16 protein-coding genes are annotated in these 13,406 nt (G+C 31.2%); 10 read left to right on the top strand and 6 right to left on the bottom strand.

Going from position 1 to position 13,406, the window contains the following annotated elements; all coding sequences use genetic code 11:
- The first annotated feature begins 61 nt into the window (after positions 1-61).
- Entirely contained in the window at positions 62-835 is a 774-nt protein-coding gene (locus V1T75_RS03485; protein WP_330487179.1) for a DUF3050 domain-containing protein, read from the top strand.
- A 6-nt stretch (positions 836-841) separates the two neighbouring features.
- Positions 842-1,795, top strand: a complete 954-nt coding sequence (locus V1T75_RS03480) for a glycosyltransferase (RefSeq protein ID WP_330487178.1) — start codon at positions 842-844, stop codon at positions 1,793-1,795.
- A gap of 49 nt (positions 1,796-1,844) precedes the next feature.
- Here V1T75_RS03480 and V1T75_RS03475 read toward each other — a convergent pair whose 3' ends face one another.
- From V1T75_RS03475 to prfB, 3 genes are all read right to left on the bottom strand, one after another.
- Positions 1,845-4,673 (bottom strand): M16 family metallopeptidase, encoded by a 2,829-nt coding sequence (locus tag V1T75_RS03475; RefSeq protein WP_330487177.1) that lies wholly within the window; start codon positions 4,671-4,673, stop codon positions 1,845-1,847.
- Between the two features lie 119 nt (positions 4,674-4,792).
- Positions 4,793-5,134 (bottom strand): arsenate reductase (glutaredoxin), encoded by a 342-nt coding sequence (arsC, locus tag V1T75_RS03470; RefSeq protein ID WP_330487176.1) that lies wholly within the window; start codon positions 5,132-5,134, stop codon positions 4,793-4,795.
- A gap of 181 nt (positions 5,135-5,315) precedes the next feature.
- Positions 5,316-6,410, bottom strand: coding sequence for a peptide chain release factor 2 (gene prfB, locus V1T75_RS03465; RefSeq protein WP_330487175.1), 1,095 nt, complete (start codon positions 6,408-6,410; stop codon positions 5,316-5,318).
- Between the two features lie 36 nt (positions 6,411-6,446).
- Between prfB and V1T75_RS03460 the strand changes: the two genes are divergently transcribed.
- Complete coding sequence (locus tag V1T75_RS03460) at positions 6,447-7,466, top strand: threonine aldolase family protein (protein ID WP_330487174.1); 1,020 nt, start codon at positions 6,447-6,449, stop codon at positions 7,464-7,466.
- A 36-nt stretch (positions 7,467-7,502) separates the two neighbouring features.
- On the opposite strand, the gene V1T75_RS03455 is transcribed toward V1T75_RS03460, so the two are convergent.
- Positions 7,503-8,159 (bottom strand): hypothetical protein, encoded by a 657-nt coding sequence (locus tag V1T75_RS03455; RefSeq protein ID WP_330487173.1) that lies wholly within the window; start codon positions 8,157-8,159, stop codon positions 7,503-7,505.
- Between the two features lie 6 nt (positions 8,160-8,165).
- Complete coding sequence (locus tag V1T75_RS03450) at positions 8,166-8,660, bottom strand: RNA polymerase sigma factor (protein WP_330487172.1); 495 nt, start codon at positions 8,658-8,660, stop codon at positions 8,166-8,168.
- Positions 8,661-8,811: 151 nt separating this feature from the next.
- On the opposite strand from V1T75_RS03450, the gene V1T75_RS03445 reads away from it, so the two are divergent.
- From V1T75_RS03445 to V1T75_RS03415, 7 genes are read left to right on the top strand one after another with little or no spacing between them, the layout of a single operon-like run.
- On the top strand, positions 8,812-9,228 hold the full coding sequence (locus tag V1T75_RS03445) for a DUF2141 domain-containing protein (protein WP_330487171.1): 417 nt from the start codon (positions 8,812-8,814) through the stop codon (positions 9,226-9,228).
- Positions 9,229-9,272: 44 nt separating this feature from the next.
- Entirely contained in the window at positions 9,273-10,628 is a 1,356-nt protein-coding gene (locus V1T75_RS03440) for a 2TM domain-containing protein (protein WP_330487170.1), read from the top strand.
- Position 10,629: 1 nt separating this feature from the next.
- Positions 10,630-10,926: a 2TM domain-containing protein gene (locus V1T75_RS03435; RefSeq protein ID WP_330487169.1), complete on the top strand. Its 297-nt coding sequence runs from the start codon at positions 10,630-10,632 to the stop codon at positions 10,924-10,926.
- Positions 10,916-11,203 carry a 2TM domain-containing protein gene (locus V1T75_RS03430; protein ID WP_124590864.1) on the top strand — a complete coding sequence of 96 codons (288 nt, stop codon included), beginning with the start codon at positions 10,916-10,918 and terminating at the stop codon, positions 11,201-11,203. The genes V1T75_RS03435 and V1T75_RS03430 overlap by 11 nt, the downstream gene beginning before the upstream one ends.
- 1 nt (position 11,204) lies before the next feature.
- On the top strand, positions 11,205-11,546 hold the full coding sequence (locus V1T75_RS03425; protein WP_330487168.1) for a 2TM domain-containing protein: 342 nt from the start codon (positions 11,205-11,207) through the stop codon (positions 11,544-11,546).
- Positions 11,530-11,838, top strand: coding sequence for a 2TM domain-containing protein (locus V1T75_RS03420; protein WP_330487167.1), 309 nt, complete (start codon positions 11,530-11,532; stop codon positions 11,836-11,838). The genes V1T75_RS03425 and V1T75_RS03420 overlap by 17 nt, the downstream gene beginning before the upstream one ends.
- A gap of 21 nt (positions 11,839-11,859) precedes the next feature.
- The gene (locus tag V1T75_RS03415; RefSeq protein WP_330487166.1) at positions 11,860-12,615 is read left to right on the top strand and encodes a LytR/AlgR family response regulator transcription factor; all 756 of its coding nucleotides are present in this window, start codon (positions 11,860-11,862) and stop codon (positions 12,613-12,615) included.
- On the opposite strand, the gene V1T75_RS03410 is transcribed toward V1T75_RS03415, so the two are convergent.
- Complete coding sequence (locus V1T75_RS03410) at positions 12,612-13,403, bottom strand: AraC family transcriptional regulator (RefSeq protein ID WP_330487165.1); 792 nt, start codon at positions 13,401-13,403, stop codon at positions 12,612-12,614. The genes V1T75_RS03415 and V1T75_RS03410 overlap by 4 nt on opposite strands.
- Positions 13,404-13,406: the final 3 nt, after the last annotated feature.

The following is a 13,406-nucleotide window of genomic DNA, read 5'->3' as shown; positions in this document are numbered from 1 at the left end:
AAATAGAATTATAGATAAAAAGCAAATCGTTAGATTTGCTTTTTTTATTGATAGTTAACATATGAGCAATATTTTACACATTGAAAAAGAGTTAGCGCCATTAAGGAAGCAACTAAAGGAACATGAACTATATAACTCGTTAGAGCATATTGACGATGTAAAATTATTTATGGAATCGCATGTATTTGCTGTGTGGGATTTTATGTCACTATTAAAAGCGTTACAACGAGAGCTTACCTGTGTAAGCTTACCTTGGTTACCTGCTGTAAATACCAAAACGGCTCGATTTATCAATGAAATTGTTTTAGGTGAAGAAACTGATGTTAATGAGTTGGGTGAGCCTAAAAGTCACTTTGAAATGTATATTGATGCGATGCGTCAAGCAGGAGCTAGTATTGATGAAATTTCAAACTTTATTTCAGATATTATTGATAGAAAACCAGTTGAGGAAGCAATGCAAGGTTGCTCAATTATTGAAGAAGTAAAAGACTTTGTAAACTTTTCTTTTGAAGTAATTAAAACAAGTCAACCACATATTATAGCATCGAGTTTTACTTTTGGAAGAGAAGATGTAATACCAGATATGTTTTTAGAAATTGTGAAAAATACTGAAGAAAAAGAAGGAAGTTCTTACAGTAAACTTACCTATTATTTAAACAGACATATTGAATTAGATGGAGATGAACACGGACCGTTATCGTTACAAATGATAGAGGAGTTGTGTGGAGAAAATCAACAAAAGTGGGAGGATGTGTTGTTTTACGCCAAAGAATCTTTACAGAAAAGAATACAACTTTGGAATGGAATCGCTCAACAAATTAAACAAAGAGCTTAAGTTATAATGAACTTGAAGTTTTCAATTATAGTACCTGTGTATAACCGACCACAAGAAATTGATGAGTTGTTAGAAAGCTTAATTAAACAAGAGTTGAAAGATGACTTTGAGGTACTTATTATTGAAGATGGTTCAGAAAACTCATCTGAAGAAGTAGTAAAGAAATACATTCCAACACTTAATGTCAGTTACTTTTATAAAGAGAATAGTGGAGCAGGAGCAAGTCGTAATTATGGAATGGAAAGAGCGTCAGGAAACTATTTTATTATTTTAGATTCTGATGTAATTGTTCCACCACAATATCTTTCCGAAGTAAAGAAAGCATTGGAAGAAAATGATACAGATGCTTTTGGAGGACCAGACGCAGCACATCCTAATTTTACTGCTTTACAAAAAGCGATAAATTACTCAATGACTTCGGTATTAACTACAGGAGGAATTCGAGGAAAAAAGAAATCGGTTGGGAAATTTCAACCCAGAAGCTTCAATCTTGGCTTGTCAAAAGTTGCTTTTGAAAAAACAAATGGTTTTTCTAAAATGAAAGCAGGAGAAGATATCGATTTAACGTTTCGATTGTGGGAAAACGGTTTTGAAACACAATTAATAGAAAAGGCTTTTGTGTATCATAAGCGCAGGAGCACCATTCAGCAGTTTTTTAAACAAACCTTTGCTTTTGGAACAGCAAGACCTATTTTAAATGAAAAATATCCTGAAACAGCAAAATTAACCTATTGGTTTCCGAGCTTGTTTATTATTGGAATTGATATTGCCATCATCGTGGCTTTTTTTGGGTATTGGCAATTATTAGCTTTTTATGGATTTTATTTTACCTGTATCTTTTTAGATTCTCTATTTCAAAATAAAAATCTACAAGTAGCTCTGTTGAGTATAGTTACAACCATTACTCAGTTTTATGGTTATGGGCTTGGCTTTTTAGAATCAAGGTTTCTAAAAAAATAAAAGCTCCCAATTCTTTGAGAGCTTTTGTATGTTGTTGTGCTATTGAGAATTATTTCTCAGGGTTTAAAACGCCTAAAATATATCCGTTAGTTAAGTATTTCTTAGCTACTTTCTGAATATCTTTTTCTGTTAAAGAGTTTATTCTGTCTTCAAAAGATGTTATATCCGAAACATCGTTGTTTTGATAGTCAACATTTTTAATAGTATTTAACCAAAAACGATTCTTTTTTAGGTCTTCCTTGTAGTCGGAAATCATCCCTTTTTGAGCTTTCATCAAGTCTTCTTTCGTCGGCCCATTTTTAACTACAGAAGCAACTTCAGCTACAGAAATGTTTTTTAGTTTTTCAACATTTTCAGGAGCACAAGGGTATGAAATTGTAAAGTTGTACCATCCGTAAGGCATTTTAGAAATGCTACCACGAGTTCTTGAAGAATATACACCACCTTCTTGCTCACGTAACTTTTCTGTTAATTTAATTCCAACAACTTCACCTAAGATTTTAAAAGCTAACGCATCCTTTTTGTTGTATTTAGCTTTTCCTTGATAGGTAATACGAACATTACTTTTAGGGTCTTTACCTTTAGTAACTGTTTTAGAATGAGAGCCAGATAAAGGTCTGAAATCTGAAACCTTATATGTTTCATTAGAATTTTTCCCTGGTAAACCTGCAATGTATTTAGTTGCGTACTCAGCAAGTTTCTTTTCGTCAACATTACCAACAAAATAGAAGTTAAAATCACCCGCGTCAGCAAAACGTTCTTGGTATTTTTTATACGCTAAGTTGTAATCAGCATTCTCATATTTTTCAGGAGAAGGAAACCCGGTATAACGAGGGTCTTTTCCGTAAACAAATTCACTCATTTCTTTTTGGAAGAAGAAATTAGGACTAGCTAATAGGTTTCCTAAGAAGCTTTTTTGCTTATTTACATAGGAGTTAAACGCTTTTTTATCTTTATTTAAAGAAGTAAAGTATAAATGTACCATTTGGAACAGTTCTTCTAGGTCTTTAGGAGTTGCAGAACCTCTAAAACCTTCACTTAATCCAGAAATATAAGGAGAAACACGAACAATTTTACCCGACATCATTTTAGATAAATCTGTTTTAGAAAATCCATTAATTCCAGCTTCTGAAAGTCCACTATTGGCAAAGGAAGTGGCTTTTACTTCCTCATCAGAATACAAAGAAGTCCCTCCAAAGCTGAATGCTTCAAACAATACTTCATCGTTTTTAAAATCAGTTTTCTTATAAGTTACTTTTGCTCCGTTGCTTAAAGTCATGGTTTTTGTACCTAAACTTTTATTTTCAGTAAGGTTTACTATAGATCCAGGTGTTGGTTGTTTTGTTATTAATGAAGCAGCGACTGCTTTATCTTCATATGGTTTTAACTCTTTTGTTTTAACATTATTTAAAGCATCAATAACTTGTTGTTCAGTCACCACTTTTTTAGGTCCTGTAATGACCACCACGCGGTTATCATCATGTAAATAACTTTGAATAAGCTTATTTATTTCTTCCAGTTTTACTGAAGGTAATAGCATTTGATTGGCTTTGTACTCCCATTCAATGTTTGGAATTGGTTCTTGCTCTAAGAAATTGTTTACATACTCACTAACAATTCTTCTAGATTCTCTTTTGTCTTTGTCTTTAAACGCTTTTTCCATACGAGCAGATACATTCATTTTTGCTCGGTCTAATTCCCCTTGTTGGAAACCGTATCTTTTTACACGTTCACTTTCGTCTAATAAAGCTTGTAAACCTTTTAATTGCCCATCAGCGCTTACACCCGCTCTTGATTGGTACGCTTCTTTACCACGAGCCCAAGTACCACCATGGTAGCTAAATCCGTAAACAAAAGGTGGATTTTCACTATTGCGTAATTCATCCAAACGATTGTTAATCATCTGAGCAAATAATGATTTAACAATTGAGTTTCTATAATCAGTAATGGTAACATCTGGAGTAGCCTCCCCATAATCTTTGTACATTAACTGGACACTAGAAAAAGGAGCTTCTTTATCCGCTTCAATTGCAATGAAAGTTTCTTTGTGATTTTTTAAAGGAGCAACTTCTCTTTTGCGAGGGTTGTTCACAGCAGGTATTTTATTAAAGTGTGATTTGATTTTTTTTTCTAACACATCAACACTCACATCACCAACAGCCACTACAGCCATTAAGTCAGGACGATACCAATCTTTATGAAAACGACGAATGCTTTCGTGTTTAAAGTTTTCTAAGTTCTCTTTAGTACCAATAGGCAACCTTTGCGCGTATTTAGAACCGTGCATCACCTTAGGTAAATACTTTTCTAACATACGGCTATCTGCTCCTCTACGAGAACGGTATTCCTCTAAAACTACACCACGTTCTTCATCAATGTCTTTTCCTTCTAACAAAGCACCGTGTGCCCAATCTTCAAGAATTTGAAAACCTTTTTCAAGTTTCTCTTTATCATCACTTGGAATAGGTAAAATGTATACGGTTTCATCAAAACCAGTGTATGCATTTAAGTGGGCGCCAAATTTAACCCCGATAGATTGTAGATAATCTACTAGTTCGTTCTTTTTAAAGTTTTTGGTACCATTAAAGTTCATGTGTTCCATGAAGTGAGCCAATCCTAATTGATCATCATCTTCTAAAATTGAACCTGCATTTACAACCAATCGTAATTCTACTTTGTTGGCAGGCTTAGGGTTTTGTTTGATGTAGTAAGTCATCCCATTTGATAGTTTTCCTATCTTAACAGAAGGGTCGGTTGGAATTTTCATAGCACTTGCTTTTCCTTTTTTTAAGTGCTCTTGTTGTGAATCTTTTAAAACTTGACTATGCCCTGTAGATATAAAGAAGGCCAGGGATAGTCCTAATAACATTTTTTTCATAGTATATGAATTTTAATTTGTAAGCAATTTACATTGAATTATTTAATAACTAAAAAATTAGTTATTTAAATTGTGTTAAAATAAAAAAAGCTCCCAATTTCTTGAGAGCTTAAAAAAAATTAAATAATTTCTTTGATGCTTTCTGGTGGCCTACCCACCACAGCTTTGTTATTGTTAACAACTATAGGTCGTTCAATTAACTTTGGATTTTCAATCATGGCGTTAATAATTTCAGAATCCGATAATTCTTTTCCTTTATATTCCTCTTTCCAAATTTTTTCATTTTTACGAACCAAATCTATTGGAGAAATATTCAATAAACGAATAATTTCTTTGAGCTCTTCAGTAGAAGGAATAGTTTCTAAATATTTTACAACTTCAAATTCTTTTTCAGAGTTTTCTAAAATTTCTAAACCTTGTCTTGATTTAGAACAACGAGGATTGTGGTAAATTTTTATCATTTTTTTTGAGTTTAAAAGTTTATAGAGGTAAAAGTAGAGTAGTTTATGTTCATAGGTTTAGTCGCTTAATTATTAAAAAGAAGAAGGAACTTATAAAGTTAAAAAATATAAAGTTTTTTGCATTGCTAGTAAAATTATTTTAACTCCTAACTCCTAACTCCTAACTCCTAACTCCTAATTCCTAGTCCTCTTTTTGCCCCATCATCATTAAATAGGCTTTTAAAAACGGATTGATGTTTCCGTCCATTACAGCATCTACATTTCCTGTTTCATGAGCAGTACGAACATCTTTTACTAATTTATATGGGTGCATTACGTAGTTACGAATCTGGCTTCCCCATTCATTTTTCATTTTGTTAGCTTCAATTTCATCCCGAGCAGCTAAACGTTTTTGTAATTCAATTTCGTACAATTGCGATTTCAGCATTTGCATTGCCGTAGCTCTATTATCGTGTTGTGAACGTGAGTTAGAACACTGAATTTGAATTCCTGTTGGTTTATGTAGTAGCTGAACCTTAGTTTCTACTTTGTTTACATTTTGTCCACCAGCACCACTCGAACGTGCTGTAGTAATTTCAATATCAGCTGGGTTTACTTCAATTTCAATCGAGTCATCAGCTACCGGATATACATAAACAGAAGCAAAAGAAGTATGACGTTTAGCATTGCTATCAAAAGGAGAAATACGCACCAAACGGTGTACACCGTTTTCACCTTTTAACCATCCAAAGGCATAATCGCCTTCAAATTCTAAAGTAACTGTTTTTATACCAGCAACATCTCCTTCTTGATAATTTAGTGTTTTGACTTTAAAGCCTTGTTTTTCTGCCCACATCGTATACATACGAGTAAGCATTTCAGCCCAATCACAACTTTCTGTTCCTCCTGCACCTGCGGTTATTTGTATGGTAGCACTTAAACTATCACCTTCTTCAGAAAGCATATTTTTGAATTCAATATCTTCTAAAAAAGTAGCAGTGTTTTCAAATTGCTCTTCAATTTCACTTTCTTCAATATCACCTTCTTTATAAAAGTCGTATAAGACAACTAAATCGTCGTTCATTGCTACAACAGTAGTATAATCTTCTACCCATTTCTTTTTAAATCGAAGTGACTTCATAACGGCTTCAGCCTCTTTTGGATTGTTCCAAAAGTCAGGATTTGCAGTTTTTTCTTCTTCATTTGAAATTTCAATTAACTTCTTGTCAATTTCTAAATATCCTTTTAACTTGCCAATTCGTTCAGCGATATTTTTAAGCTGTTCGTGTGTAATCATAAATGCAAAAATACATTTTATAAATCGTAGTTAGAAATGGAAATAAACTTAATAAGTGATACCGTAACAAAGCCAACTCAAGGAATGTTGGAAGTAATGATGCGTGCTAAAGTAGGCGACGATGTTTTTAAAGCAGACCCAACAGTAAATTTACTCCAAGATAAAGTTGCAGACATGTTTGGAATGGAAGATGCGTTGTTTTTTCCTTCTGGAACGATGGCAAATCAAACTGCAATTAAAATCCACACACAACCTGGTGATAAAATGTTTTGTGATAAATGGGCACATGTATATAATTATGAAGGAGGAGGAGCAGCTTTTAATGCAGGAGTAACATCTTGTTTAATTGATGGCGATAGAGGAATGTTTACTGCTGAGCAATTAGAAAATGTAGTAGGCGGTAGAAACGATATTCATACACCTTATAGCAGGTTGGTTTGTGTTGAAAATACGACCAATAAAGGAGGAGGGGCTTGTTGGGATTTTGAAGAATTGCAAAAGATTCAACAAGTAGCTAAAATCAATGATTTAGCATATCATTTAGATGGAGCACGCTTGTTCAATGCATTAGTGGCTAAAAGTGAAACTCCTAAGCAGTATGGAGAATTATTTGATACCATTTCAATTTGTTTGTCAAAAGGTTTAGGAGCTCCTGTTGGATCTGTTTTGATAGGGAGTAAAGCACATATAGAAAAAGCATTACGCGTACGTAAATTATTTGGCGGAGGAATGAGGCAAGCAGGATTTTTAGCAGCAGCAGGAATTTATGCATTGGATAATCAAGTAGAGCGTTTAGCTGAAGACCACCAGAAAGCAAAAGAGATAGGAGAGATACTAGAAAATTGTTCGTATGTAAAAAAGGTAGAACCTATAGAAACGAATATTGTTATTTTTTATGTAGAAGATTCAATAAATCCAGATGACTTTATGAAAAAGATGGCAGAAAGAGGTGTATTACTAATTTCAATGGGTGAAGGAAAAATTCGTATGGTAACACATTTAGATTATACGAATGAGATGCATGAAAAATTACTTGAAGAGTTGAAGGCGTTTTAAAAATAAAAAAAGAGGTTGTTTTACAACCTCTTTTTTTTAGCCTAACTCTTCAAGTTTGGCCAATTCTTTATAATTTTTGTTAAGTTTTCGCAGTAATGTTCCATATATTATTTTATAGAATAACCATAAGATTAAAAACATAAATCCAAGTAAAATAACCATAGCAATGATTAATGATACAAGTAATTGTTCTTTATTTGTAGGTGTAGGCATTCCATGATTGTTATAATACTTTATAAGTCCATCTAAATCATTAAAAATAAAACACATTATAACAACATTGGCTAATACCATGTAAAAGAGGTTGAAGTATACGTAGTATTTAACAGTTTTTCGAGTTTTTAAAATTTTACTGATAAGATTTTTAGTACTATCTGAAATTGAAATAGATTTATAGTTTTTGTAAAAAAGAACTAAAAACAAAATTATTACAATATAATGAAGGTAAGTGCTAATTTTTACCAAGAGGTTTAAATGGAGTTCTTCATATACTTCAGTATAGGAAGAACCAACAAAGAAAATGTTTAAAGCAGTCCAAAAAAGAAGCTCTAAAATTCCAATAATAAAAATCCATTTTACTATTGATGATGACTTGGAATGTGCCATTTTATAAATATCTACCTTAGAAACTTTATTACTTTCTTCTGGTTGATTTTCCCAAGCTTTTTTATATTTATCTAAATCTAAATCCATTAACAACTATGGGTTTAATATCTTTTTTAATTTATCTTTAGCTCTGTTCATTTTCACACGAGCATTTACTTCACTAATACCTAAAGTTTCAGAAATTTCTTTATAGGGTTTATCCTCTAAGTACAAAAAAATAAGAGCTTTGTCAATATCATTTAATTTACGAATAGCATCATATAAAGCTCTTAGCTGTACTTCTTCAGTATCGTCGTATTCTTCAGCTTTGATCTTAAAAGAATAGTCTGTAAAATCTTGTGTTTTTATATTCCTTGTAGACTTTCTATATAAAGAAATAGCAGTATTTAATGCCACTCGATACATCCAAGTACTAAACTTTGCGTCTCCTCTAAACTTATCATAATTTTTCCACAACTGAATGGTTATTTCTTGAAACAAATCGTTATGTGCATCTTGGTTAGTAGTATAAATCCTACACACTTTATGCACAATGTTTTGATTGGCTTCGAAATCAGTTAAAAATTTATTTTCTAATTCTTTTTTCACTAAGTAAAGTAGAGTTGATGTGTTATAAGTAGCTCAAAAATACAAATTGTTACAACTCATCCTAAAAATAATACAGTTCAGTTTGTTTTTATTTAAAAAACGGTACTACTGGTGAATATTTGTATTGTAATTAACTCTAAAAATAAAGATAATGAAATTCTTAACACACATTTTAGTCATAGTCGTTTTGTTTACTATTGAAACAGTTTCAGCACAAGGTAAAACAATTACAGTAACAGTTGTAAATGTTACTTCAAACAAAGGAAAGGTAAAGTTTGCCTTATACACTAAAGATAATTTTAGAAAAGAACCGTTACAAGCAAAAGAGTCGGTAATAAACGAAGGAATAAGTACTGTAGTTTTTAAAGAAATACCAGTTGGAGAATATGCCATCATTTGTTTTCACGATGCTAACAATAATAATAGAATGGATTTTGAGCCTAATGGAATGCCATTGGAAGACTATGGAGCATCAAACAATAAATTGTCACGTTTTGGCCCTCCTCAATATGAAGCCGCAAAGTTTTTAGTTAAGGAGAAAGATGTATCTTTCGATATTAAATTTTAATAGCAAAATATATACTTCCTCCTAAGAGTAAACTAGTAATACAAATGAAAGCATCATCAAAAAAAATAGTTACAAACCTAAAAAGTGATATTTGGATTTGTACAAAGCTCACTATCATTTTCGGAATTGTTTTTACCTTAGTAAATCAAGCATTTACGATAAAAGAAGCAGGGGTGGTGTTTTTGTTTTCTGCAATGTATTCTTTTGTTTTAGGAATGGGAAATGGAGTTGTAAATACTTACTTAAGTAAGAGATGGGATTGGGTTTCACAAACAAGTCAGCGAGTTTGGGCAGGTATCATAGCAACAATAAGCTATACAGTAGTGGCTGTTTTGTTAATTCATTACGTGCAGTATTTTGTGATTTTTAATAATAATATTGATAATTTTTTTAAGGGTCAGTTTTTATGGATGCATTTATTTGCAATTTTACTATCGTTAGCTATCGCTGTGTTTTTTCATGCGAAAGACTTCATGGTTAATTGGAAAGCATCGGTAAAACAAGAAACTACACAGCATGAAATAGTTGCGAAAACAGAAACGGCAAAGTTTGAAACCTTAAAAAGTCAGATAGATCCACACTTTTTGTTCAATAGTTTAAATGTATTAACTTCTTTAATTAGTGAAAACCCAAAGCAAGCAGAAAAGTTCACTACAAAACTATCAAAAGTATATAGATATGTACTAGAGCAGCGAAATAAAGAGTTAGTGCCCATACAAGAAGAATTGCAGTTTGCGATCACCTATATGGAATTATTACAAATGCGTTTTGAAGAGGCAGTACAGTTTAAGATACCCGAAGAAGTCAGCAACCCAGATTTAAAAATAGTTCCACTATCTCTTCAATTATTATTAGAAAATGCAGTAAAGCATAATGTAGTGTCATCTACTAAACCTTTGGAGATAGAAATTTTTGAAGAAGACGGCTTTTTAAAAATTCAAAACAATGTTAATCCTAAAGAAGCCATAGGTAAAAGCACAAAAGTAGGATTGAGAAATATAGCAGATCGTTATGGCTTAATAACTGATAGAAGCATTCAAATAATTAATAATAACAAAACATTTACAGTGTGTTTACCACTGTTAACTCATATAAAAAATAGTATCATGAATACAAAAAATTTAGAAAATAGTAATTATGTTAAAGCAGTAGAAAAGGTAGAAAAACTAAAAGAATTTTATCAAAACTTAGTTTCGTATTGTATAGTTATTCCTTTTTTAATTTTTATAAACCTCAAAACATATTCAAAATTCCAGTGGTTTTGGTTTCCAATGATAGGTTGGGGAATGGGATTAGTTTTTCATTACTTGGAAGTAAATAATTACAACTTATTCTTAGGAAAAAACTGGGAGGAGCGTAAGATTAAGGAATTAATGGATGATGATAAAAACTATAAATAAAATGGAAAAAGAATATGCAACAGCCTACAAATATGCAAAAGCAAAAAAGAGAGTAGAAAAAATAAAAGGATTTTACATTCATCTCATAGTAACTGTATTAATTATACCCGTTTTGGTTTTTATAAACTTAAAATTTGTGCCAAGTTACCATTGGTTTTACTATCCAATAATAGGAATGTTAATCGGTGTGTTTTTTCACTGGTTAGGAGTTTTCGGAATAGAAAAAATAGGGTTAGGGAAAGAGTGGGAAGAACGAAAAATTAAAGAATTTTTAGAAAATAATAACAATGGAAAATAATTATACAGAAGAAAAAAAGTATTTAGAAGCAAAAAAGAAAGTAAAACAAGTTAAAGGGTTTTATGCTCATGTTTTAGTAAATATAATTTCAGTAATTATTATTGTTTTAGTGAATTTGAAATTCTCACCATATTATCATTGGTTCTGGTTTCCAGTTATAGGAATAGTACTAGTTACTTTTATTCATTGGATGCTAGTTTTTGGAGTTAATGTGTTAGGTTTTGGTAAAGATTGGGAGGAGAAAAAGATAAACGAATACCTAAATAAAAAGGATTAGTATGGAAAATAATTATACAAAAGAACATACATACTTATTAGCCAAAAAAAGAGTAGAAAAAATAAAAGGATTTTACTGGCATTTGGCAGCCTATATAATTGTGAATATATTTATTTCGGTGGTAATTATTGTGGGGTTGATGAGTGAGGATAAACTAACTTTTACCAAAGCAATAAGTAATTTTGGTGTGTATGCTACCTGGATTTTTTGGGGTATAGGAGTTTTTTTTCATTGGTTAGGAGTATTTGGAACCAATATGTTTTTTAATAAAGATTGGGAACAACGTAAAATACAAGAGTATCTAGATGAATTAAAAAAGAAAGAAAATGAAAACTTTAAATAGAGAACAACAATATATAAGAGCTCAAAAAAGAGTAGATGAAATAAAAAAGTTCTATAACCATTTAGTGGTTTATATATTCATAAACTTAGTTTTTATAGGAAGAAGAATATATAAAGATATTGTTTATAGAGACGAGTCAGTAATGGAAGCTTTCTTAGATATAAACAACTATAATTTGTTTTTTTGGTGGGGAGTTATAGTATTTTTACACGGATTTAATGTTTTTTCAAAAGGAAAACTTTTTTCTAAAAAATGGGAAGAGCGAAAGATTAAAGAATACATGAATAAATAATTGCTAAAAATAAACCAAACTATGTATGTAATAATTATTGAAGATGAAAAACCAGCTGCAAGAAGATTAAGTAGAATGTTGGCTGAGCTAGGTATAAAGGTTCAGCAAATGTTGCACTCGGTAGAAGAATCGATTAACTGGTTTCAAAATAATGCTCATCCCGATTTAATATTTTTAGATATTCAACTTTCAGACGGATTATCATTCGAAATTTTTGAAGAAGTAACTGTAAAATCAGCCATCATTTTTACAACCGCCTATGACGAGTATGCATTAAAAGCATTCAAGTTAAACTCTATTGATTATCTCTTGAAACCAATAGATGAAGATGAGCTAATAATAGCAGTAGATAAGTTTAAAGAACAACAACCTTTACAAAGTAATATACAAGTTAATATAGATGATATTCGGAAGTTATTAATTAACCCTGTTGATAGAAAATACAAAAAGCGATTTACGATAAAGGTCGGACAACATTTAAAAATTATCAATGCAGAAGATATTGAATGTTTTTACTCAGAAAATAAAGCCACTTATATTCATACAAATACGAATAGAAACTATTTAATAGATAACTCTTTAGAGTATTGGCAAGAAGAGTTAGATCCTGAGCAATTTTTTAGGGTAAATAGAACATTTATGGTACATATAAATGCTATTAAAGATATTGTTTCTTATACCAACTCACGCTTACAATTAAAGTTGCAATCTTATAATGATTCAGAACTAATTGTGAGTAGAGAACGAGTTAAAGATTTTAAAAACTGGATAGACTAGCTTAAAGGTTTGTAATAAAAATGGTTTTTAAAGTTGTTAGTTACAAAATACTCTGAAGGTTTAAGATTTGTGAAGCTTTGAAATTCTCGTATAAAATGACTCTGATCATAATAACCATTATCTAAAGCAGTAGACAAATAATGTTTGTTACTCGAAAGTAATACTTGTTTCACAGTTTTTTGTAATCTAGTGATTCGTTGAAATTTCTTAGGAGGGATTCCGAATTTTTGTTTAAAAATACGTTCAAATTGACGGAAACTTAGATTACTTTGAGAAGCCAATTCATGGAGAGGTATTGAATTGAAGTTTTTGTATAGCGTTTTAATTATCAAATCCCAATTAACTATAGTAGAAAAATGATGTTTTTTTAATTGATTGCATAGAAAGAAATCAATTAGTTTAATTTTTTCGTCTACACTAGGTAATGAATAAAGAATTTCTAAAAACTCTCTGCCTTCATTTTGCCATATTTCTTCTACAGATAAATATTGATTAACAATTTGTGTATGCGGAATAGAAGCAAAATGTCTAAAACCACCACTATGAAAACGTACAGAAATATAATGTACATGGTTAGTTGAATCAAAAATTAATTTTTCTCTCGGACAAATAACATGAGCAATATCCAATTTTTCATTATTGATGGATAAGGGAGTGTCTATATGAAAAAGTACTTCTAAACCAGTGCCTGGTAAAATTAAAGGAAGACTTTTAGTTTGAGAACAAACAAAATACCTATCAATATAAGGAGATAGGTATTTTGATGGCTTATAGTGTTTTATACTCATTTA

This window comes from Tenacibaculum sp. FZY0031 (genome assembly GCF_036350695.1).
GTDB lineage: Bacteria > Bacteroidota > Bacteroidia > Flavobacteriales > Flavobacteriaceae > Polaribacter.
The sequence above is the reverse complement of the archived record's forward strand: the minus strand, read 5'-3'. Positions and strand labels throughout refer to the sequence as shown.